A 22490-nucleotide genomic window follows, 5' to 3' on the forward strand; every position below is an offset into this window, starting at 1 on the left:
TACGAGACGGAGGGAAAACTAGGCGCGAATGCGCTCGGCCAGCGCACGCCAGTGCGGCGCGTGGATCAGGTCGGGGGTCAGCTCTTCCAGGCTGCTACAACCTAGCAGGCCCAGGGTGCGATCCAGTTCTGTACGCAGAATCTCTAGCGCGTGCGCGGCGCCCGGCCCCTTGCCGGCGGCCAGGCCGTACAGGCCGGCGCGGCCAATCAACACGCCGCTGGCGCCCAAGAGCAGCGCCTTGGCGATGTCGCTGCCGCGACGGAAGCCGCCATCGAGGAAGATTTCCATCCGCCCCTGGTTGATGCGTGCCACCTCCGGCAGTGTTTCCAGCGCCGAGACCGCGCCGTCGAGCTGACGGCCGCCGTGATTGGACAACACCACGCCGTCGACGCCGTACTGCAGGGCCAGGCGCGCGTCATCCGGGTGGATCATGCCCTTGACGATCAACTTGCCGTGCCAGATGTCGCGCAACCAGGCGATATCGTCCCAGCTCAGAGTCGGGTCGAGTTCGGCGGCCAGCGCGCTGGCTGCCCCTTTCACCGAATCCTTGCCAGGCGGTAGCAGGTCACCGAGGTTGCGAAAGCGCGGCACGCCATCGGGCACCAGCACGTCCCAGATCCACTCGGGGTGACACAGCACATCGAGGCGGTTGCGCAGGTCCAAGTGCAACGGTTTAGCGTAATTGCGCTTGTCCCACTCGCGGTTGCCGAAGATGGCGCTGTCGGTGGTTACCATGATGGCTTCCAGGTTCAGCCGTTTCACCCGCTCGACCAGCTTGGCCACGTGGTCACGAGTCCGATACAGGTAGATCTGCATCCAGGCGCGGATGCCGTCAACAGCGGCGATGTCCTCGATGGAGGTGGTCGAGGCATTGCTCAGCACGAAGGGGATGCCGGCGTCTGCCGCAACGCGAGCCAGGTGCAGGTCGCCGTCACGGGTCAGCAGGCCGTTGAAGCCGGTCGGGCCGATCATGAACGGCAGTTGCGAGGTGCACCCGAAGAAGCTGCGCTCCAGGCTGCGCTGGCCGACATTGCGCAGGGTGCGCGGCTGCAGGGTCACGCTCTCGAAGATCGAGCGGTTGCGCTTGAGGGTGAACTCATCGTCCGCCCCACCTTCGACGTACTCGAAGGAGAAATTGGGCAGGCGGCGACGGGCCATCTCGCGCAGCTCTTCGATGTTCTGCGCACGACGAAAATCGCGCCCCGGATACAGGCGTCGTTGCATGATTGTTTCTCTACAGGTTGCGAACAAGAGTTAGCGAGGGAATGCCTCTGCTCTCGGGAAAGCCCTTACGGACGCTTCAACCCTCTCCCCCAGCCCCTCTCCCGCATGCGGGAGAGGGGAGCAAAGGGCAGTCTCAGCGCTGCCAGGCCACTACTTCCTGGCACTGCTCACCAAGCCCACTGATGCTCAGGCGCATGCGGTCGCCGGCCTTGAGAAACTGCGGCGGCTTCATGCCTGCGCCCACGCCCGGCGGCGTGCCGGTGCAGATCACGTCGCCCGGGTTGAGCGTCATGAACTGGCTGATGTAGCTGACGATCTCGTCGATGGAAAAGATCATCGTGCGGGTGTTGCCGTTCTGCCGGGTCTCGCCGTTCACGCTCAGGTGCATGTCGAGATTGCGCAGGTCGGCAATTTCGTCGGCCGTGACCAGCCACGGGCCGATGGGCGCGAAGGTGTCGCAGCCCTTGCCCTTGTCCCAGGTGCCGCCCCTTTCGAGTTGGTAGGCACGCTCGGACACGTCGTTGACGATGCAGTAGCCGGCAACATGCTCCAGCGCCTGTTCACGCTCGACATATTGCGCCTTGCGGCCAATGACGATGCCCAGCTCCACTTCCCAGTCGGTCTTCTGTGCACCGCGCGGAATGATCACCTGATCGTTCGGCCCGCAGATGGCACTGGTGGCCTTCATGAACAGCACGGGCTCGCTGGGCACCGGCAGGTTGGATTCCTTGGCGTGATCGGCGTAGTTCAGGCCCACGCAGATCAGCTTGCCGACATTGGCGATGGGGGTGCCGATACGCACGCCCTCCTCGACTCGCGGCAGGCTGGCCGGATCGAGCGCACGCAGCTCATCGAGCGCCTTGGCGTCGAGCGTCCGCGGGCTGATATCGAGCACATGCTGCGACAGGTCGCGCAGGCTGCCGTCGGCAGCGACCAACCCCGGCTTCTCTTGGCCCGGCGGGCCATAACGCAACAGTTTCATGCCTTTTCCTCTTCCTTGTAGGCACGTACACGCACGCCGTTGATTTCACCCAACACATCGAACAGGCGCGGTACGTACTTGTCGCCATGACCTAGTGCCTTGGCCAGCATGAAGGTCTGGTACACCGCATCGGACACGATGCCGGTGGTCGGCGTCATCTTGGTCAGCTCGGTGTAATAGCGCATGTCCTTCTCGCAGTTGGCCAGGGCGAACTGCTGCCCGGAATCGTCGCCATGCAGGACGTAGGGAATGATCCGCTCGAAGGTGCGGCTGTAACCGCCGCTCATGCTGCAGATCTCGGCGAACGCAGCCAGGTTGATGCCGTTTTTCGCCGCCGTGCAGAAAGCCTCGGCGAGGATGGTGGCATTGCCCTGGGAAATGAAGTTGTGGATAACCTTGGCCTTGTGACCCGAGCCCAACGGGCCAAGGTAGTGGATGGTCTCGGAGAAGCATTCGAGCACCGGACGCACCCTGTCGAGTACTTCGGCATCGCCACCAGCCAGTACGTTGAGGCGCCCTGCTATAGCATCCTTGGGCGTACGGTTGACCGGCGTATCGAGGTAATGGCCACCCTGTGCAAACACTTGCGCGGCCAGCTCGGCGGTGCGATTCGGATCACCCGTGCTGCAATCGACGACGATCTGCCCCGGGCGCAGGCCAGCGAGGATACCGGTCTCGCCTGCCAGAGCGCGGCTGACTTCCGCCGTGCCTGGCAGACACAGCAGCACCACGTCGACGGCACGCGTCAGCTCGGCGGCGTTGGCGTATTCGTGGGCGCCCTTGCTGACCAGATCCTCGACCGGCTGGCGGTTACGGTGCGCCGTGACAGCGAGGCTGAAGCCCTTGTTCTGGATGTTGCTGGCCATGGCATGGCCCATCAACCCGAGGCCGATGAACCCAACATTGATAGCGGTCATGAGACTCCACCTTGCATGTGGCGGCGATGCCCGGCACATGCGGTGCCGAGCAAGGTCGCAAAGGGTTACTGAGCGTTGCGCACCTTGGCGATCTCGGCGTTCATTTCGGCCATCAGCTCAGGGCCATATTCGGCCACCAGCTTCTCGACGGTCGGACGCACCTGCTCACGCATGCGCTCGATTTCCTGAGGCGCGACTTCGTTGATCTGCATGCCATGCTTGGCCAGCGCTTGGCGCGAGCTGACGTCCATTTCGCGGGAGACCTTGCGTTCGTAGGCCTGGGCTTCCAGAGATGCGCTGCGTACCAGCTCACGCTCGGTTTCGTTGAGCTTGTCCCAGGTACGCTTGCTGAAGATCGCCACCAGTGGATCGTAGAAGTGGCCTGTCAGCGACAGGTACTTCTGCACCTCGTAGAACTTTGAAGTCTCGATAGCTGCCAGCGGGTTCTCCTGGCCATCCACGGTGCGGGTTTCCATCGCGGTGTAGAGCTCGGTGAACGACAACGGCACCACGTTGGCACCCAGCGTACGGAAGGATTCGATGGCAGTAGGTATCTGCTGCAGGCGCAGTTTCAGGCCCTTGAGGTCCTCGACCTTCTCGACCGGATGCTTGCTGTTGGTGACGTGGCGGAAGCCATGATCCCAGTAACCCAGGCCGATCAGGCCGTGCGGTTCCAAGGTGGTCAGCAGGTTCTGCCCGGCTGGGCCGTCGAGCACTGCGTCGACCTCTTCGGTGTCCTGGAACAGGAACGGCAGACCATACAGGGCGAAACCCTTCTCGATACCAGAGAGCAGGCCGGGAGTTACCAGCGTCATGTCGACAGTGCCGCCCTGTACGGACGAGATCACCTGCGCATCGCCACCCAGAGTGCCGCTGGCGAAAACCATGACCTTCATCTTGCCGCCGCTCTTCTCCTTGATGATCTCGGCGAATTTCTGCGCGCCCAGGCCGTGCGGGTGATCCTTGGCCTGGACGAAGGCGACCTTGAAGTTGTGGCGATTGATCTCTTCGGCAGCCTGAGTGGCGGCAGACAGCAGCAGGGCCGAAGAGCAAAGCAGTGCGGCGAGGGCTTTAGGGATGAACGTCATGGTGTTTCCTCTTGTTTTTATTGCCGCCACGCATGGCGGGGAAATGGGCGAAACAGCCCGTTGCGCATTCACCGTCAGAACACGACGAATGCGGCGTTGTCGATCAGTAGAGCCACTGCGCGGGTATCAGCAGCAATTGCGGGAAGGCCAGCAGCAGGCCGATCACCAACAGTTCGGCGAGCAGGAAGGGCAGCACACCGCGAACGGTGGCGACGAAGTCGATCTTCGCCACACCGGCCACCACGTTGAGCACCAACCCCACAGGCGGAGTGATCAGCCCGATGGCGCAGGTCATGACGAAGATCACGCCGAAGTAGATCGGGTCGATACCGGCCGCGACCGCCACCGGCATCATCACCGGGGCCAGGATCAGGATGATCGGTGACATGTCCATGGCCATGCCGATCAGTACGATGATGGCGACGATCAGCAGCATCAGCAGACGCGGGCTGTCCATCAGCGGCTCCAGCACCTCGACCACCGAACTCGGCAGGTCGGCGACGGTGATCATCCAGGCTGCGACCATCGCCGAGGCCACCAGGAACATCACCATCGAGGTGGTCATCACGGAAGACACCAGCACCTGGTACATGCTTTTCCAGGTCAGCTCGCGGTAGATCACCAGCGACACGAACAACGCATAGACAGCAGCCACCACCCCCGCCTCCGTGGGCGTGAAGATCCCGGCGCGCAGGCCAACCAGGATGATTACCGGCAGCAGCAGTGCCCAGATACCTTCGTAGAACGCCTTGGCGACCTCTCGCATCGGTGCTCGCGGGCGGGTAATGAGCGTCTCGCGGCGCGAGATGATGGCCCAGGCGAGACACAACGAAGCGCCCATCATCAGACCGGGAGCGATACCGGCGAGAAACAGCTTGGTGATCGACACGTTGGCCGCAACGCCGAACAGAATCAGGCCAATCGAGGGCGGCAGAACCGGGGCAATGATGCCTGACGCAGCGACAAGACCACCGGCGGTCGCCCTGTCATGCCCCACCTTGACCATCATCGGCACCAGCAGCGCGGCCAGTGCAGCGGCATCGGCCGCGGCCGAGCCCGACAGGCTGGCCAGCACACAGGCCGCCAGGATGGTGACGTAGCCAAGCCCGCCCTTGATGTGGCCGACCAGGGCGATGGCCATGTTGACGATACGCCGGGACAGACCACCGGCATTCATCAGCTCACCAGCGAGCATGAAGAAGGGCACAGCCATCAGCGGGAAACTGTCGGCACCGTTTACCAGCCCCTGGGCGACGATCTGCGCGTCGAACAGATCGAGGTGATACATCATGGCCAGTGCGCACAGGATCAGCGCATAGGAGATGGGCACGCCAATGGCCATGGCGCCCAGCAGAGACAGCACGAATATCGCGATGATGACCATCACATCACTCCGATTCTTATTATGAAATTGAGCGCCAGCGACAGGCCGGCGAAATGCCGGAAAGCGCTACTGATGCAGCTCCGCAGGGAGATCGGGGCGCGGTATTTCGCCACCCGCTGCCAGGCGGGCGACTTCGTAGAGATGAATCAGGCAGGCCGAGATACCGAAGAACACACCGGAGCCGTAGAACAGGCCCATCGACCAGCCAGCGACCGGCGATGGCACGTTCCAGTTGATCTCCATCTGCTGCCAACTCCCCCAGAAGAACAGCCCCGAGCAGGCCAGCATCAGCAGTTGGGACAGGATCAGACAGCCGCGCTCCCCCCAGCTCGGCAGCGCCCTTAGCGCCAGGTCCACGCTCATGTGACCGCGCTCGCGCAGCAGCACCACGGCGCCGAGGAACGTCAGCCAGACAAAGGCCCAACGCGAAATCTCTTCGGAAATCAGGATGCTTTCGTTGAAGCCGTAGCGCAGCACGACGTTGCCGAATACCAGCACCACCATGGTCACCAGGCAGATGATCGCCAGCACCTTGAGCAGGGTGAAATAACCGTCGACGAGCTTATGCATGACGGCACTCCAGCAGACGGACGATGGCGGCGTACAGGCAGGAAGTCGGCTGGCAGCCAACGCTCCCGGAAGGATGGGAATGATCCATCTGGAAAGCCTCACATTGTTGTTTTTGTGCGCTGACAAGCAGCCGTGTGAGGCCGACACTAACATCACAAATTATTGCGTGCAATGTTCATTTTTGTCAGTATCGCGGCCAGACGATCACAACAACAACGAGAACGCGCCATGCAACTCATCACCAACAGCCAGACCGTGGTTATCCTCAGCGACCAGGATTCCGTAGCCGTCGCCCGCCGAGCCCTGGCGCGTGGCAGCCGTGTGGAAAGCATCGCCCTGAACGCCCTGGACGACATTCCCGCCGGGCACAAGATCGCCCGCCGTGCCATCGCCGCCGGCGAAGCCGTGCTCAAGTACGGCCAGGTCATCGGCGTGGCCAGCCAGGACATCGCCGCCGGCGCCCATGTACACACCCATAACGTGTCGATGCCGCAGAGCCACGCCAACAACCAGTTGCCGCCGCCCATCGCACGTACGCCAGTGCTGCCGCCGGAGCAGCGCCGCCGCTTCATGGGCTACCGCCGCCCGGACGGGCGCGTCGGCACGCGCAACTACATCGGCATCCTGTCCACGGTGAACTGCTCGGCGACTGTCTCGCGTGCGGTGGCCGCGCACTTCAACGGCTCGGAACTGCTCAAGCGCTACAACATCGATGGCGTGGTGGCGCTGACCCACGGCAGCGGCTGCGCGATCAACACCGAGTCGGAAGGCTTCAGGTTCCTCGAGCGCAGTATCTGGGGTTACGCCTGCAACCCCAATGTGGCGGGTGCACTGGTGATCGGCCTGGGCTGCGAGACCAATCAGGTCAGCTCGCTGATGAAGCGCTACAACATCAGCGAGGGGCCGAACTTCCGCGTCTTCAACATCCAGAATGCTGGCGGCACCCGCGCCAGCATCGCCCGCGCCATCGAGCAGGTGACCGAGATGCTCGAAGCCATCGGCCGCCTGGAGCGCACCTCGGAAAGCGTCGAACACATCATGGTCGGCATGCAGTGCGGCGGCTCCGATGGCTACTCGGGCATCACCGCCAACCCGGCGCTGGGTTATGCCGCCGACCTGCTGGCCCAGCACGGCGGTACCGCCATCCTCAGCGAAACCCCGGAAATCTATGGTGCCGAACACCTGCTGATAGCCCGGGCGATCAGTCATGAAGTCGGCCAGAAGCTGCTCGACCGCCTGACCTGGTGGGAGCAATACACACGCATCAACGGCGCCGAGCTGAACAACAACCCCTCGCCAGGCAACAAGGCCGGCGGCCTGACCACCATCCTGGAGAAATCCCTCGGCGCAGCGGCCAAGGGCGGTACCAGCTCGCTCAACGGCGTGTACGAGTGGGGCGAGCCAATCACCGAGCGCGGCTTCGTGTTCATGGACAGCCCCGGCTACGATCCGGTGTCCGTGACCGGCCAGGTAGCCTCCGGTGCCAACATGATCTGCTTCACCACCGGGCGCGGCTCGGTGTCCGGCTTCAAACCCGCGCCGTGCATCAAGCTGGCCACCAACACCGAGATGTTCCGCAAACTCGAGGAGGACATGGACATCAACTGCGGTGGCATCGTCGACGGTGAGCTGAGCATCGCCGAAGCCGGGCAGAAGATCTTCGACATCCTCATCGAGATCGCCTCGGGCGAGCCGTCCAAGAGTGAGCTGTACAACTACGGCGATAACGAATTCGTGCCGTGGCAGGTGGGTGCGGTGACCTGATTTGCTGGGCGAGGCGGCGCACCCTGAGACGAAGGGTGCACCGTGCGTACCACAGGCCGAACGACCTAGGCTTCGATCCGCTCCAGATACGGCACTGCAGCGATCTGGTTATGCTCGCGGAACTGCGCCAGACGCTGCTTGACCTTGTGCTCGGCGATCACCAGGTGTTCCTCCATGCTCTGCGCCGCCAGATCGGGGCGACCGGCCTGCAGGTTCTCGAAGATGCTCAGGTGCTCGCGGAAGAAGGGTTCTTCATCGGGGAAGTAGCTCTTGTCCAACAGGATGTGCTTACCCGACAGCAGCAACGAGTGGGTACGCCGCAGGATCTGCAACATCTGCCGGTTGGGGCAGCAGCCGAGGGTTTCAATGTGCAGGTCGCTTTCCAGTTCGTCGAACTGGCGACTGTCCATGTCCGGGTAGAGCGCCATGGCCTGGTGCAGACGCTCGATGTAACCCTCGATCCGCTCGGGTTCGATGAACTCCGCAGCGCGCACCAGCACGTAAGGCTCCAGGCGTCGGCGCACCTCATAGAGTTCGCCGAGTCGCTCCTCGTTCCACTGCCCGAGCTGCCAGCGCGAGCGCTCGTCGCGCTCGACCAGGCCCATCAGCGACAAGCGCGTCAGTACCTGGCTGGAGACCGTACGGCTGATGGCGTAGTGGCGAGACAGTTCGAGTTCGTTGATGCGATAGGTGCCGAACAGCGACTGGTGCAGCAGGTCGCGTTCGATCTGATCGTAGACGGACTTCCAGGTTTCCGTCTTGCGCGGGGCCTGAGTGCGGTCATCCGTCAGTTTGAAATCGCTCGCCTCCAGCGTGCGCCGCAACACCTTGCCAGGCTGCGCCCCGACCAGATAACCACGACCGTCGAACGTGCAGACCAGACCTGCCTGATGCAGATTGAGCAGCGCCTGGCGCACAGGTGAACGGCTCACACCGAACAGATCCGCCAGGGGGCCTTCGAGCAGCAACGTTCCCGACTTGAGGCGACCTTTGCGGATGCTCGTTGCGATGAGTTCGAACAACTGATCGTTGAGATGCTTCTTCATTATTGTTTTCGGGTCGTATGTGGGAAGGGGAAGAACCGCAGAGCGCCATACCCCGCAATACTCCTACATATGACAGCCTCATACAAAACAGCTATTGCATGCAATGTTCTTTATCGACAACTCGTTGCACCATGACGACATGCGCCACCCGATGTGCACGCCCTCACAACGAGCGCAACCGGTGATCCCCTGTGCCTCGCAAGCGCAAGCAGCCGTTCGGTCACAACCCGTTGATGTCGTGCTTTCGCTTGTGCCCCAACAGCGAGCCCCCTGTTTCAACCTGAGCTCGAGGGCACTCACCGTCACCCTCGAACTCGCGTCAGGCCAAAGGCGCCTGAAGCCGCTTAGCGGCTGAGCATGAAGGTTTCGAACTCGAGATCGTCCAGCGCCTCGTTGAGACGATACAACCCGAGGAGCACGCACAGCAGCAGCGACAGGGTGAAACCGTAGCCGAAGAACGTCGGGCCAAGCATCTGGCTGAACAGGGTCAACGCACCGTTCGCCAGGACGAAGAGAACGCAGAGTTCGAGGACGATGGCGCGCTTGTCCAGATAGAAAAACACGTTGAGCAAGGCCATGAACACCACCTGAATGCTCACGCCGATCACGTCGATGTAGAACAGCGGCAGGTAGTAGTGCGAGATGCCCAGCCAGGACAGCAACTGCGGCGCGAGCAGAAACAGCAGAACCAGGGTCAGCCCCTGGACCTTGCAGATTTCCATCAGGCCCTGGCGAATCGCCAGGATCATCTGCTCCTTGAGCCAGCCGATGTGTTGCAGGGTTTCCCCGCCGCGAATCGCGTCATAGACCCGCTCGTACCACTCGGCGAAGTCGGTTTCGATGCGCACCAGGAACACCGCCATGCCGGGGATGATCGACAGGTAGGCAAGGAAGATCGGCAGGTCATAGAGGATCGATGCCCGCAACGGGCCGATCACGGCTTCGGAAGTCGAGGGGTTGAACCAGAAGATGAACTTGTCGATCCAGATGCCCAGGTTGTAGCAGAGCCCTGTCAGCAGCAGGCTGCCGAACACCTGGCGACGCTTGAGGAAATCGAACGCGACCAGGCGCTCGGCCGGGTACTCGCGAAGGATGTCGAAGAGGAAGATGAACAGCAGGCTGGAGTGGCCGATCAGCAAGCCCAGCAGCAAGCCGTCGATATTGAGAAAGCGCAGCAGATAGGCCGAGGCGACCATCAGCGAATAGCCGAGAAACATCACCCCGAGGATGCGGTTATAAGCCTTCATCCCGGACAGGAAGATGATCACCAGCCACAGGTTGCACAGCACCACGAAGTTGGCCATCACCAGCAGGCGATAGGAAAACGACTGATCGAACAGCAAGCCCAGCACGCAGATCGCCAGCAGCCCCGAGACGATCGTCACCAGCAGCAGGATGCCTACCAGGTTGGGCAGGATCAGGTCCAGGCGCCGTTCGAACAGCCGGTCGGAGACGAAGCGGGTGAAAAACAGCTGCAGCCCGCCGGTGAGGATCAGCGACGTGGCCATCAGGTACGTCACGGTGACCAGGAACTGGCCGATCAGCGTTTCCGGCAGCACCGCCCCCAGGCTCAGTACGCCGATGAGCATCACGCTGATGATCGACAATACCCAAGGGCCGGAACTGATCAGGCCGGCATACAGGTAAGCGCGCATCGTCGATGTGTAGGAGTCCCTGGACAGGATCTTCCTCAGTTCAAAGCCTATACCCGCCATTACGCGCTCTCCGTGCCTTCGCGATACAACTCGCGATAGCGCGCGAGCATCAGTTCTTCGGTGTAGTAACGGCGCACGCGCTCCAGGCCGACAGCCTGGGCCGCCTTCCAACGCTCGGGATCGCGTAACAGCGAGAGGATGGCGCGCGAGGTGGCCTGCGGGTCGGCAATCGCCACGACTTCACCCGCCGTGCCGAGTTGGCGATCCTCCTCACTGGAGCCTTCGACCAGCTCGCGGCACGACCCGACGTCACTGGTCACCACTGGCGTGCCGGCCGCCCAGGCCTCGAGCACCACCAATGGCTGCGCCTCGCTGATCGACGTCAGCACCATAACGCCCAGTTGCGGCATGACTTCGCGCACCTGGCGAAAGCCGAGAAAACGCACCTTGTCCTGCAACCCCAGACTGGCCACCAGGCTATGGCACTCGGCCGCGTAGTCCGGATCTTCTTCTTCCGGCCCCACGATCCAGCCCTCGGCCTCAGGGATGACGCTGACCACGCCACGAATGGCGCGGATGAAGGTTTTGACGTCCTTGATCGGCACCACCCGCCCAACCAGGCCGGCCACCGGCGGCACGCCTTCTGGCCGGCTGAGTAGCGCCTGATCCCAACTGGCCAGATCGATGCCGTTGGGGATGACCCGAGTACGCTCCGCGGGAGCGCCGTCGAGCACCTGACGCCGCCTGTTGCCCTCGTACAGCGCGATGATCGAATGTGCGGATCGATAGGTGATCAGCCCGATACGCTCGAAGAAGCGAATCCACAGCCTGCGGATGTAGCTGACCTCCGCATCGAGGCCGGTGCTCAGGCGCTCGTCGGGGCTTTCGGCGATCCAGCCCGCCTGCGCCAGATCGATCTTGCGTTCCTTGGTATAGATGCCGTGCTCGCTGAGCAGGTAGTAGCAGCCCCAGCGGCGCTGCAGGACGCTGCCCAACATGCCCGCATACCCGGTAGAGATGGAATGCAGCATGCGCGCGCGCGGCAGCGTTCTGGAGACCTCAGCCAGCATGAACAGCGGCGCCTGCATGGAGCGCAGCGTCCAGAAGTAATTGACGAATGACGGATCGGCGCAGTGCTGGGTATAGCCGTCGACGATCGCATCCCAGCTGGCACGACTTTGCAGGAAGGCCTCACGGCCGATGCGCCCGGCAGCCAGGGTGTCGACGAATGCATCGCCCTGCTCGGCGCTGGGCTCCTCCGGGTTGTGCAGGAAACGGTGCACATCCAGCATCAGCTCGGCCAGCTCCTGGCTCGCCCGCGTACTGGTGGTGGGAATCGAACTCCAGGCATCTTCGAGAAAATGCTCCTGGATGTGCACCACGTTGTCCGGGATGGCGTAGTGACGCTTGCCGTAGGCCTCCTTCTGACCGCCGATGAACAACACCGAGAAGGTCAGCTCAGGCAGCCCCAGGATCAGCTGGTTGATCCAGCTCGACACGCCCCCGCGCACGTAGGGCCAGGTTCCCTCGAGCAACAGGCAGACATCGACGCTCTGCACGTCGGGAACAGCGGATTTCTCACTCATAACCAGTATCTTGCCAATGCCGCGAAGGGGGGACGTTGCAACAGCTCGGCCGGCATCGTCGCCAGCATGTCTGGAATTTCCTCATAGCGTTGACGCAAAAATGCGATCTCGGCCCGATACGGCGCCAACTGCACCGCATCCATCCCGGCCTGCGCGGATTGATCGAACTGCGCCAAGGCCTCGTCGAGATTGCCCTGCTCCATGGCGATGCGCCCGGCCAGCAAGTGCAGCTCACCACCCGAGTTGCCCTGCAGCGCCGCCATCACATGACTCCAGGCCTGCTGCAGCACGTGCTCCAGAACACTGCCCTGAGCCAGGCCTACATAGGCGAGTTCCCAGTACCAACGCGCCAGTTCGGCGTGCAGCGCGATCTTGCGATCCGTGCTGGCGCTCTCCATGTTTGCCAAAGCCTGTTCGATACGCTGGTTGATTCGGCTTTCACGTTGATCGAGCATCGAGTAAGCCAGCAAACGCACATCGTCAGATGGATCGCGCAGCGCCAGCTTGAGAATCGGGATGGCCTCCTTGCTGCGCATGCGGCGTGTGGCGAAGATCGCCGTCAGGCGCTGATCGGGGTCAGGGGCATGACGCAACACATCCTGCAGCCCGCCATCGCTGAACATCAGCTCACGCTTGCGCTCGCGCGGCCGGAAGGGCAGCTCGGGAACGGCGGTCGCCTCCCAGGACTGCACCTTGCGCTTGCGCGGCAAGTAGAGGGCAGGAAACAACGCCAGCGCTACGCCGATCATCCCGATCAGGGGGATGAAGAACGAGACGCTGAAAATGAACAGCAGGCTCCAGGGCAAGGGGTAGCGATAGCGGCGCGGCAGCAGCAGCCAGATCCCGGCAGCCAGCATGGCGCTTCCCAGGCCATGCGCCGAGGCATAGAGCAACGCGGCTTGAGGAATCGGGAGATCGCTGACCGCGCTGGCCCAGCTCCCGACCTCAAGCAGCGCGGCGCCGCTAAACAGCCACTTGCTGATCATTCAATGCACACTCGTTGAAGAGGAAGTGTCGCAATGCATCGCGCTCATCACCGCCCTCGAACAGGAACTGATGCGTCTGTATGCCCAGCGAATCAAGATCTCGGCCCTGGCCGAAGCGTTCTGCGAAAAGCTGCCTGATACGCACCAGATAGCCCTGAGCGCCCTCACCCGAGGTCAGCGGCAACAGCACCAGCACGAGGCGACTGCCGCGCCCATTGATGACCTTGAGCTGGACATCGAGACCGCGCTGGCTGCCCTCCAGCAGACGCTGAATCTCTTCTCCATTTTCCTCGGCGAGTTCGAACGCATAGAGGCTGGCCGGCAAGTCGTGGTCGCGCGCATCGCTCAGCGAGCGCTTGAGCAATTGCGAGTAGTGCTGGGCGTCGGCGTCTGGCAGTTGCAGGGCCTGCGCGTCGCTCATCAACAGGTCGGCGATATGCCCGGACAGAATCGCCAGCAGGCTGAAACTGCGCTCGTGGAACATGAAGAACGGCATCTGCTGAATCGCCAGAACGGCCAGGATGCGGCCTTCGGTGTCGATCAGCGGCACACAGACCTGCAACGCGGAATGACGGGCGCCTTCGCCACGATCCAGCACCTCGGAGCGCACACTGACCAATTCACCGCGCTGCAGGCACTGGCGCAACAGCACATCCTTGCCATTGAGCTCGCCCATTTCCCCCAGCGTGGCCAGCGGTTGGGGGTCGACCTGAGCGTTGTCCATGACTCGATAGAGCCCCGCGACTCGCAGCGCCCCATATTGGGCAAGCAGGGAAATGACCGTATCAGCCAGGGTCTTCAGGGCGTCGCGATCACCCGGCAAGGCACGCAGCTGTTCGCGCAAGCTGAGCAGTGAGCTGCGCAGACTCTGGTCGTTGCCCGCTACGCGTTGTTCCAGGCGGTCGTGCGAGATGCGCAGGATATGGTGGGAGCGGGTAAATTCATCGAGCCGCAGCTGGCGGTACTCGTTGGCCAGACTGAGCCGCTCGAGACGGCGCTCCCAGATGTCGCGAAACTCCCCGACCAGCATGCTGCAAAGCAACATGCCGACGATGAAGGACGCCGGGATCTCCAGATAGAGCGCCCACCCCGACAGCCGAAACACGAACAGCGCAGCAATCAGCAATGCAGCACTGAACAGCCCCTGCAGGAATCCGTAACGAACGCCGAGCAGGATCGGTACGAGAATCATCCAGGGGAACGACGCCACCACGAGCAGAGGGTCGTCCGGCGATAGCCAGTAGCCGAAACCTAGGGCGAGGAGGCTCAGCAGGCAGGTTTCCCACCAGGAAACACGGCCACTGGCCCTCGGCGCAAGTATGAAATCCTTGTGGGCAGACTGCATCGTCATTACTCGAAGTCGAGGTTACCGACCAGCTCACGCAGCACCTTCTGCGCCGCCCCCGCCAGACTCTCGCGCGACCAACCCGCACGGGCGCCACTCGAGCTCCAGACCACGCGACCGGTCGCCGGCTCCAGCACCTGCAGACTGACGCCCACGGCAGGTTCACCATCGAGGCCATTCTTGTACTGCCACTCCTCGACGCTACCGGTGATCACGTAAGCCAGGCGTTGTTGGCGAGCCCAGTCGAGCGCCTGGATCTGGCGCTCACGGTCGTCCTGCAGCAACAGGTCCTGCCGCGGTGTCTGGGGATACATGAGCGGGCGTACGCCCTCTTCCGCCAGGATGCTGATCAGGATCTGCTCGGCGCGCTCACCGGCCTGCGGCGTCTGGGCGTAGTTGACCAGTGGCGCGACGCCCCAGGCGGCGGCGCGCGGCAGCGTCTGGCCACTTTCGCGGGTGAAGCTCGAGCACCCGGTCGCGAGTGCTGCAATGACCACCAGGGTCAGGCAACGGATGATTTGCATCGTCATTCCTCCTTTGAGAATCCTTGCTTAGCGCCCAAAGCGGGTGCTGTAGGTAATACCCATGGACCCACCGGCATCACCCTCTCCACCACGGGGAGCGGATTGATAGCCGAGGGTCACAGCCAACTCGTCATCACCGAACAACTCGACGCCAACCCCCAGGTTGATGCCGTAGTTGAACTGCTTTTCCGTCCACTGCCAGCCGGCAATGGTGTCGACCATCCAGGTGAACTGTGGACGGGTTCGATTCAGTGCGCCGGGGAAGCCTCGGCGCCAGGTGCTGGCGACATACACCTGGCCGTAACGATCCTGCATGAGCTCCTCGCCCGGGATCGTCGCCCCTGGCGTGGTATCGAAGGGTATGTAGGCGCCTCCGTTCGCGCTCAGAAGCTCACTGGGAACCTCGCTCTCGACACTGTTCTTCTGGTAATCGAGGCCGGTGCGCAGCAGCCAGGAAGGATCGTCGAAGAACAGCATGTGCCCCCATTCGACGGATACGCCATTGCCAGTGCCGAGCGCATCGCCGCTTCTCGAGCTGTAGCGGCTGTGCGTGATCGACCAGCTCAGCTGGTCACGCGCCGAAAAGCCGTGCTGACCCCTAAGGCCCAGGCCGTCACGCATACCCAGGGCGCGCAACAGCCCGGTGTCATCGGCTTGCCTGTGCCAATCCACGGCGATGCCCAGTTCGTCGCGCGAACTCAGACGCCAGGTCCGCTCGACGCCCAGGCCATGGCGGTCATCGTCATCGCGCAGACTGCTGTCGAGGTACAGACTGAGGTCGCCATCGGACAGCTCTCGACGGGTATGCAGCTTGAGATTGCGCTCGTTGCCCATCACCGCGCTGTCCAGGTTGGCGCTGTCATAGCGCATCTGGTCGAGTTGCAGATCGGCATACCAGTCGTCGCCCAGATTGCGCGCGACGCGCAAGCGAGGCCCGGAGAGATCCAGGTCGCCGAAGTCGGTCTTGTGCCACCCCAGCTGAATGCCCTGCGGTGAGCGTTCCAGCATGCCGGTGGCCTGATAGAGCAGTTGCTGGCGAATGGACGCGGGCTGCTCGTCGCCCTGGGCGCTGAGTGCGGTGGCCAATGCCTCGCCGTCATGCCCCAGGCGCGCAAGAACCTCGACCTGATGTGCCACGTCCAGGCTGCCGCGCTGCAGAAGACGCTGCATCTGCTCACGGTTATCGCTGCGCAGCGCCTGCTGAATCTGATCGTAGTTGCCTGGCTCGAGGCCGCGTGCAGCCCCCCACGCCAGCCAGTCGTCCTTGAGCGCCGCCTGGTTGCCGGCGTCCAGCCGCTCGAGAAAATGTTCGAACCAGAGTTGCAGCGTCGCCTGTTCGCCATTCCACAACTGCCTGGCCTGCGCCAGCGACACCAGCGAGCCCTGGCTACCGGCGAGCAGGCGCAGGTACATGGCATAACCTTCCGGCGTCGCGATGATGCGCGTGCGGTCCATATCCTTGAGCAATTGACGACGCAGGCGCCAGGCCAGGTCGGCATAACCGGCAGCCTCGGCGGCATCGGCGTAAGCAGCCAGCACCAGACGATCAGATGGATTGGACTTGAGGTGCTGACGGAACCAGAGCAAGGCCTCGCGTGTGTTGTTGAGCATCATGTGGCCGGTCGCATAGGGCAGCCACAAACGACTGTCAGCGACAGCTCGCGAGCGCCATTGCGGCAGCAGCGCTGCGAGGGCATCGCGCTGGGCATTGTCGATGTAGAACCAGAGCATGCGCTGCCGTACCAGGTTGTCTTCCGGGAACTGAGCCAGGGCTTGCTTGTAGAATGCGTTGGCCTGCTCGTATTGCCCGTCCTGGGCTGCGAGCGCTGCACGGGCGAGCCAGTAGTGCGAACTGTCACGGCCCGCCGGCGACTGCTCCGCTTCAGCCAGCAACGCTCTGAGCGTATCCCAATCACGCAAGGTCTCGGCCAGCTGCAATGCCATGGTCAGCCGCGCCAACCTGCCGGTACGCCGCCAGCTTTCGACGAGGACCTGCAGGGCGCGACGCGGCTCTTTGTCCCAGTAGATTCGTATCAGGCGATCTTCATCGTCCCTGTCCAGCGGCACGTCGAGGCTGACCAGGCGCTCGTATGCCGCGCGAACATCGGCATCACGCTCGAGCTTCCAGGCAAGATCAGCACGCAACTGCCAGTACTGCGGGTCATCCACCGCGCTCGCGTCCACGGCGGTCAGTACCGCCCAGGCCTGCTGCGGTTGAAAGAGGTTCCAATGCACCTTGGCCCAGCGGATACGGTCTTCGGTGGTCAGGCTCGTGCGCTCAGCCATGCTGGCCCAGAGTTCAGCTTCCTTGTCGAGCTGCTGAGTGTTCTCCAGCAGCATGCGCAGGCGCTTGCGGGCAAACAGATGATTGGGGTAGCGCTGCAGATAAGCTCGCAGCCAGGATTCCGCATCTTCAGGAGTGCCGCGGACCTCATGGCTGTATACCAGCGTGTCCACTTCCTGATCCGTCATCTGCCGCTGACGGTCGATGGCCGAGAGCGTACTGACCACCTGATCGAAATCGAACAGCTGCAATGCATAGCGCCAGACACGCTCACGCATTGCCGGGTCTTCCTGATGGGCGAGCATCTGTACCCAGTAGTTCAGTGCCTGCTGGGTATGACCGGTCCACTCAGCCAGGCGTGCCAGCTCCGCCATCAACTCGAAATCATCGGGAGCCTGCTCCAGCAGTTGCGGTCCGAGCTGCCAGGCACGCTCGATGGCACCGGATGCCAGGCTGAGGCGGAAGTCGGCATCGAGTGCTCGATGATCATCGGATTTCAGGCTCAGCCAGCGCTGAACGAACGTCTCGGCAAGATCGAAACGCTGCGCCGCCTGAGCCGCGTCCACACCTTCGGCAAGCCAATCCAGCGACTCTTGCTCGGCATTCAACTCGCCCAGATGCTGAGCCAGCAGCTCCGCGGCCTGCGCGGAATGGTTGGCGGCACGCAAGGCGTTGAATGCCTCACGCAGCAGCTCGAGCCGCTTTTGCGCATCGGGCTCTGCCTCAGCCAACTGCAGATAGAGCTGAGCAGCACCACTCTGGTCATTGTTCGCCAGGCTCCACAGGGCGGCCTCGCCCAGCCAGTGCGTGCGTCGCTCGGCATCACGCTCGGCGAGTGCCTTGTAGGACGTCACGGCAACATCCAGGCCACCGATCTCCAACGCGTAACGCGCTGTACGCTCCAGCATGGAGTTATCCAGGTCAGCGATGTTCAGCGACCGCAACTCAGCGATCAGCTGTGCACGCTGCGCATCGCTGATACCGTTCGGATCGGCCTGAGCCCTGAGGATATCCAGCATCACCACATAGAACGGCGTAATGGCCACAAGGCGGCCTTGCAGCTGCTCGAGGTACTCGCGGGCGCGCTTGAAGTCACCGACCTGAATCAACTGATCGATCAGTCTCAGCCGCAGCTGGTCATCTTCAGGGTGTGCCTTGATCAGCAACTCGGTATAGCTGATGGCAACCGCGTCAGGCGCCGTATCAGCGGCCGGCAGGAATACATCCTCGCTCTTGTAGGACAGCGCCAGCAGCGCAATCACGAAGAGCGCGACCAGCACGATCATCCATGGGTTGAGCAGGCGCGTCTGGCGCTCACGTTTACGGGTTGCAGATAAGCTTTCCATCTCTCACCCGCTTCATTGGCAACTCGAAGTGCCAGATACCTTTGTCAGCCCTCGCCTGAAAGCGACTGCCCCCCACCTGTACCTGACACGCCTTGTCCGAGCGAACGCTGAATGTCAGCGGGAATTCTCCCTCGAAGGAAAACGTGACGTTTCTGTCATCGTTGTAACGCCAGGCAGTCAGCGGGATGTTGGCCTCTTCCAGAGACGGACGCGGATCACGCGTTTCGCGCAGCGCCAGCACAACCTCGGGCCCACTGAGATGCACGTACCGTCCCTGTGGCAAATCACGCACGCCCGCAACGCCCTCGGAGCGCGACAGATCGGGCCAGCCCAGCGCCGGATCGAGACGCAGCGTACGCATGCCCACCAGCCCTCTGATCAACCAGGCGCCATCGCTGCGCTTGGCCAGACTCGCTCGGTAGAGGCCCTCTACGCGCTGGATGTAATCGCTCATCCAGAGCGACAGCGGCTGGCTGTCGACCATGGCCTGATAGGTCTGCTTCATCACCCGAATGGAGGCCTGCTTGGTCCCCGAGTAGAAGTGGTAATACAGATGAAAGCCGCGCAGGCGGCGCGGGCTGTCGGTCAGCGCGAAGGTTTCCTGCACGCCACGGAAGCCGTAGTAGGGCCCCGTCCATAGATTCGTATAGACGTTCTCGTTGATCACCGGCGCGTAGAAGTGCAAGCCTCCGGAGGTCGGACGAATCAATGGATAGAGGCCGGTCAGCGAAGGGTAGGCATTGGTCAGAACCGTGTTGCCGCCGTTGACGTTGGGCAGACCGCTTTCATAGGCCAGCTTGAGCGTCTCGGCACTGGGCATGGCATCGCCCGACCAGAAGATCATCTTCACCGGCTTCTCAGGTGTGGTCAGGCGCTGATTGATGTAGTCGCGCGCGCCCACGACCTCGCGCTGCATGTCCAGCGTCTTGTAGCCCGGAATGGCCATCATGTAGCCGTACTGCGCCTCGAAGTCTTCACGCTGGGACGCCTTCTCCGGCTGCCAGAAGAACGGGTGACTGAAGGTGTGGCTGGCGACTTCGACCTTGGGATCGGCAAAGATCTTGCGGGCAATCGGCTCCAGCTCGCGAGCCAGGTGCGGATACATGCCCTTGGGGCCGACCTCGCCTTCGATCACCGACACCGAAGTCAGTAACGGATAGGGCGTGATGAAATCATCCAGTACCTGGATACCGGAGTAAGGAGTACCGGTTACTTCAGCGCGCGAAACGAAACCATCGCCATCGAGGTGCACAGTGGCGATACGCCGACCGTTTTCCGTCGTCGTGTCAGGCCTCGGCAGAGGGGGCAAGGCAAAGGCACGCTGGAGGAACGCGAAGGGGTCGACGATCCAGCGACGGTGATCCAGCCCCTCCTCGAATACATAAGGCGTCAGCACGTATCCACCCCAACTGCCCGTAGCGACAGGCACATAGCGCCTCTCACCGCTACGCAGAGCCACAGCGGCCTGGGTCACGTCAGGATTGGTAACCGTCAGCGCGGGCAGCTCCCGGGTACGCAAGCGCATGGGCGCCTCGAACCCACCGACCAGCGCGGCATCATGCGATTCCAGCACGGCGTCATCGGCAATCGGCTGCGACAGGGTGCGAATGCCAAGACGGCTGAGCAGGCTGTCGTTGTCCAGCGGCAGACCGGAAAAGAAAGCCAGCGGCACCTGTTCATCGAGCCGCTCATTCAGCCAATCCTCGAAGACGTCGCGCTTTTCCGGGGCGCCACTGGTCATCCATACCACGACGCCGGCATACAGTCCCTTGAGCGAACGCTGCGGCAGCGACGCGTCTGCAGGCCAGTAGTCGACGCGATATCCCAGGTACTCGAGCAGCCCGCCAAGATGGATATGGCCCGGGTTGTCCTCGACTTCGCCTTCCCGAGGGTCGTAGACCAGACCGATACGCCGTGGCTGGACCTCGATGGAACTCATCCCCAACGCGTTCAGTGCGGGCGACGTGATGTAGGGAATGAAGCCCTCACGAACCAGGCGCGCAGCAAGTTCGCGAGACGCCTTGCGCTGCTCCGGAGGCAGGTATTCGATCGCCACGACCGGGATGCCTTTCGACCTTGCGGCATCGAGGTGTGGCAGCAACCAGTCGCGATCACGCTGGGGCACCTGACGATAACCGCCACTCGCAGCATCCCATCCGGCATACAGGGACTCTACGGCTACCGCGGCAGCGACGCCGGGCAGCTCAGGCAGAACATCGAAACCGCGGTTGAAGAACAGCTTGAGCGCAGGCTCACGGCGGTGCATCTGCTGCAGCAGACTCTTCAATGCCAGACGCTGCGGCTCCTGAGATTCCCTGGGCTGAAGGTGGAAGCTATCCAGCGTATCGAGAAAAACGCCGTCATAGCCTTGCCCTTTCAGAGCACTGGCTCGGCCAAGGAGATAGTCACGCCAGGCGGATGCCTCGAGATCCATGACCTGACTGTTCCAGGCACTGTTTCTGATGCTGCTCGCAGCATCACTCAAGCCAGCTGCGGCGAGATCGCCATGGTATTCACCAACCGATAGGTAAGCGAACACCGTGCGGCCCTGGGCCTTGAGATACGCGAGGTCGGAAGCGGAGACATGTCCGGGCTCAACCACCACCCATTCGAACTGTGAAAGCTCGGGTAACGGCGGCTCATCGGCGTACCAGAAGGCGACGCTGGAGGGTTGGGCAATTGCTGTACTAGAGAAAAACGCAACGGCAAGGCTGAAAAGCCCAGCTATTCCCTTTGAGAATTTCAACTGATCAACCCACTGAACTGGAAAGCGCTTGCACGCCTACTTCTCACAGAAACCTCTGGCGAGGCGTCCCCCCGTCACTTGCTGAAACCCTAGTCGACCCCCGGACCTCGAGCACAATCGTGACGCTTGTTATGTATCGGCATTGAATCAGCCCACTCAACAAACTGTCAATTTTCTGATATTCAACTCAGACAAGCGGCATATAATCTCAAAATAAGTCAATTAAATGACTACTTTTGAACGATAGATGCGCCAAAATAATAGCCATTTGGCATCAATCCGAGCAATCCTGCGCCAGAGACTCGACAATTCTCGCTTCGTTATTGCACGCAGATGTGCAGCTACACCCCTCAGCACTGCCGGACTCTCAGACCGGCGTGCTGGCCTGCATCGAGGTGCGCTGCGCGAAAGCCTGCTGGAAGTCCGCCAGGCCAGGATGAGCCGCGCGCCAGTCGAGGTCGGCGAAGCGGAAATCCAGATAGCCCAGCGCACAGGCGACGCCAATCTGCGCCAGGTCGAGCGGGCCCTGAAGTTGTCCGACATGGCGCTCCAGCTCTACCAGGGCGCGCTGCACCTTGCCCAGCTGGCCATCCAGCCAGGCCGCCCACTGCAGCTTTGCCGGGCGCACACCGCGCTCGTAACGCGCGAGCAGGGCCGCGTCCATCAGGCCGTCGGCCAGTGCGGCCAAGCGCAGTACCTGCCAACGCGCCGCATCGCTCGGCAGCAGCTTCTGGCCCTGGTGCAGGGTATCGAGGTACTCGCAGATCACGCGGCTGTCGTACAAGGCCTCATCGTCATCCGTCAGCAGCACCGGAATCTTGCCCAGCGGGTTGAGGGCATTGACCCGTTCGTTGAGCGTGGTCGGCAAAACGGCGGTGTCGAGCAGCTCGATTCGGTCCAGCAGGCCGGTTTCCGCGGCCAGCACGCGAACCTTGCGGGCGAAGGGTGAAGCGGCGGCGTAGATCAGTTGCATGGGCAGATTCCTGGGGCGCGTGAAGAGAGAGCCGATTAGCGCTCGCACTAAAGCACAGTTCGCACGCCAA

The 22490-nt window shown here is 62.3% G+C and carries 16 protein-coding genes; 1 reads left to right on the top strand and 15 read right to left on the bottom strand.

Annotated features, from left to right (window positions below; all coding sequences use genetic code 11):
• Positions 1-18: 18 nt before the first annotated feature.
• From GV002_RS02465 to GV002_RS02490, 6 genes are all read right to left on the bottom strand, one after another.
• Positions 19-1224 carry an alpha-hydroxy acid oxidase gene (locus GV002_RS02465; RefSeq protein WP_160016899.1) on the bottom strand — a complete coding sequence of 402 codons (1206 nt, stop codon included), beginning with the start codon at positions 1222-1224 and terminating at the stop codon, positions 19-21.
• Between the two features lie 133 nt (positions 1225-1357).
• Positions 1358-2206: a fumarylacetoacetate hydrolase family protein gene (locus tag GV002_RS02470; RefSeq protein WP_160016900.1), complete on the bottom strand. Its 849-nt coding sequence runs from the start codon at positions 2204-2206 to the stop codon at positions 1358-1360.
• Positions 2203-3123: an NAD(P)-dependent oxidoreductase gene (locus tag GV002_RS02475; protein WP_160016901.1), complete on the bottom strand. Its 921-nt coding sequence runs from the start codon at positions 3121-3123 to the stop codon at positions 2203-2205. Before GV002_RS02475 ends, GV002_RS02470 begins: the two co-directional genes overlap by 4 nt.
• Positions 3124-3188: 65 nt before the next feature.
• A complete protein-coding gene (locus GV002_RS02480) occupies positions 3189-4211 on the bottom strand; it encodes a TRAP transporter substrate-binding protein (protein WP_160016902.1) in 1023 nt (340 codons plus the stop codon).
• Between the two features lie 103 nt (positions 4212-4314).
• A complete protein-coding gene (locus tag GV002_RS02485; protein ID WP_160016903.1) occupies positions 4315-5595 on the bottom strand; it encodes a TRAP transporter large permease subunit in 1281 nt (426 codons plus the stop codon).
• A gap of 66 nt (positions 5596-5661) precedes the next feature.
• A complete protein-coding gene (locus tag GV002_RS02490) occupies positions 5662-6165 on the bottom strand; it encodes a TRAP transporter small permease (RefSeq protein WP_160016904.1) in 504 nt (167 codons plus the stop codon).
• Positions 6166-6393: 228 nt separating this feature from the next.
• On the opposite strand from GV002_RS02490, the gene GV002_RS02495 reads away from it, so the two are divergent.
• Positions 6394-7929 (top strand): UxaA family hydrolase, encoded by a 1536-nt coding sequence (locus tag GV002_RS02495; RefSeq protein WP_160016905.1) that lies wholly within the window; start codon positions 6394-6396, stop codon positions 7927-7929.
• A gap of 65 nt (positions 7930-7994) precedes the next feature.
• Here GV002_RS02495 and GV002_RS02500 read toward each other — a convergent pair whose 3' ends face one another.
• From GV002_RS02500 to GV002_RS02540, 9 genes are all read right to left on the bottom strand, one after another.
• Positions 7995-8975 (bottom strand): GntR family transcriptional regulator, encoded by a 981-nt coding sequence (locus GV002_RS02500; RefSeq protein ID WP_178094552.1) that lies wholly within the window; start codon positions 8973-8975, stop codon positions 7995-7997.
• 344 nt (positions 8976-9319) lie between these two features.
• Positions 9320-10690, bottom strand: a complete 1371-nt coding sequence (gene pelG, locus GV002_RS02505) for an exopolysaccharide Pel transporter PelG (RefSeq protein WP_160016906.1) — start codon at positions 10688-10690, stop codon at positions 9320-9322.
• Positions 10690-12216 (bottom strand): GT4 family glycosyltransferase PelF, encoded by a 1527-nt coding sequence (pelF, locus tag GV002_RS02510; protein ID WP_160016907.1) that lies wholly within the window; start codon positions 12214-12216, stop codon positions 10690-10692. The genes pelG and pelF overlap by 1 nt, the downstream gene beginning before the upstream one ends.
• Positions 12213-13202, bottom strand: coding sequence for a HEAT repeat domain-containing protein (locus GV002_RS02515; protein ID WP_160016908.1), 990 nt, complete (start codon positions 13200-13202; stop codon positions 12213-12215). The genes pelF and GV002_RS02515 overlap by 4 nt, the downstream gene beginning before the upstream one ends.
• Positions 13180-14547, bottom strand: coding sequence for a PelD GGDEF domain-containing protein (locus GV002_RS02520; protein ID WP_160016909.1), 1368 nt, complete (start codon positions 14545-14547; stop codon positions 13180-13182). Before GV002_RS02520 ends, GV002_RS02515 begins: the two co-directional genes overlap by 23 nt.
• A 5-nt stretch (positions 14548-14552) precedes the next feature.
• Positions 14553-15071: a penicillin-binding protein activator LpoB gene (locus GV002_RS02525; protein WP_160016910.1), complete on the bottom strand. Its 519-nt coding sequence runs from the start codon at positions 15069-15071 to the stop codon at positions 14553-14555.
• Between the two features lie 27 nt (positions 15072-15098).
• On the bottom strand, positions 15099-18701 hold the full coding sequence (locus GV002_RS02530; RefSeq protein WP_178094554.1) for a tetratricopeptide repeat protein: 3603 nt from the start codon (positions 18699-18701) through the stop codon (positions 15099-15101).
• A complete protein-coding gene (locus tag GV002_RS02535; RefSeq protein ID WP_372241810.1) occupies positions 18676-21447 on the bottom strand; it encodes a bifunctional glycoside hydrolase 114/ polysaccharide deacetylase family protein in 2772 nt (923 codons plus the stop codon). The genes GV002_RS02530 and GV002_RS02535 overlap by 26 nt, the downstream gene beginning before the upstream one ends.
• A 367-nt stretch (positions 21448-21814) precedes the next feature.
• On the bottom strand, positions 21815-22420 hold the full coding sequence (locus tag GV002_RS02540) for a glutathione S-transferase (protein WP_160016911.1): 606 nt from the start codon (positions 22418-22420) through the stop codon (positions 21815-21817).
• Positions 22421-22490 lie beyond the last annotated feature (70 nt).

Origin of the sequence: Pseudomonas sp. 8O (assembly GCF_902506495.1) — a bacterium.
Lineage (GTDB): Bacteria > Pseudomonadota > Gammaproteobacteria > Pseudomonadales > Pseudomonadaceae > Aquipseudomonas > Aquipseudomonas chaetocerotis.

Coding starts and splice junctions, on each gene's coding strand:
- GV002_RS02470 (WP_160016900.1), bottom strand. CDS start 2,206: ATGAAACTGTTGCGTTATGGCCCGCCGGGCCAAGAGAAGCCGGGGTTG.
- GV002_RS02525 (WP_160016910.1), bottom strand. CDS start 15,071: ATGCAAATCATCCGTTGCCTGACCCTGGTGGTCATTGCAGCACTCGCG.
- GV002_RS02530 (WP_178094554.1), bottom strand. CDS start 18,701: ATGGAAAGCTTATCTGCAACCCGTAAACGTGAGCGCCAGACGCGCCTG.
- GV002_RS02475 (WP_160016901.1), bottom strand. CDS start 3,123: ATGACCGCTATCAATGTTGGGTTCATCGGCCTCGGGTTGATGGGCCAT.
- GV002_RS02485 (WP_160016903.1), bottom strand. CDS start 5,595: ATGGTCATCATCGCGATATTCGTGCTGTCTCTGCTGGGCGCCATGGCC.
- GV002_RS02480 (WP_160016902.1), bottom strand. CDS start 4,211: ATGACGTTCATCCCTAAAGCCCTCGCCGCACTGCTTTGCTCTTCGGCC.
- pelG (WP_160016906.1), bottom strand. CDS start 10,690: ATGGCGGGTATAGGCTTTGAACTGAGGAAGATCCTGTCCAGGGACTCC.
- GV002_RS02495 (WP_160016905.1), top strand. CDS start 6,394: ATGCAACTCATCACCAACAGCCAGACCGTGGTTATCCTCAGCGACCAG.
- GV002_RS02540 (WP_160016911.1), bottom strand. CDS start 22,420: ATGCAACTGATCTACGCCGCCGCTTCACCCTTCGCCCGCAAGGTTCGC.
- pelF (WP_160016907.1), bottom strand. CDS start 12,216: ATGAGTGAGAAATCCGCTGTTCCCGACGTGCAGAGCGTCGATGTCTGC.
- GV002_RS02500 (WP_178094552.1), bottom strand. CDS start 8,975: ATGAAGAAGCATCTCAACGATCAGTTGTTCGAACTCATCGCAACGAGC.
- GV002_RS02465 (WP_160016899.1), bottom strand. CDS start 1,224: ATGCAACGACGCCTGTATCCGGGGCGCGATTTTCGTCGTGCGCAGAAC.
- GV002_RS02515 (WP_160016908.1), bottom strand. CDS start 13,202: ATGATCAGCAAGTGGCTGTTTAGCGGCGCCGCGCTGCTTGAGGTCGGG.
- GV002_RS02520 (WP_160016909.1), bottom strand. CDS start 14,547: ATGCAGTCTGCCCACAAGGATTTCATACTTGCGCCGAGGGCCAGTGGC.
- GV002_RS02490 (WP_160016904.1), bottom strand. CDS start 6,165: ATGCATAAGCTCGTCGACGGTTATTTCACCCTGCTCAAGGTGCTGGCG.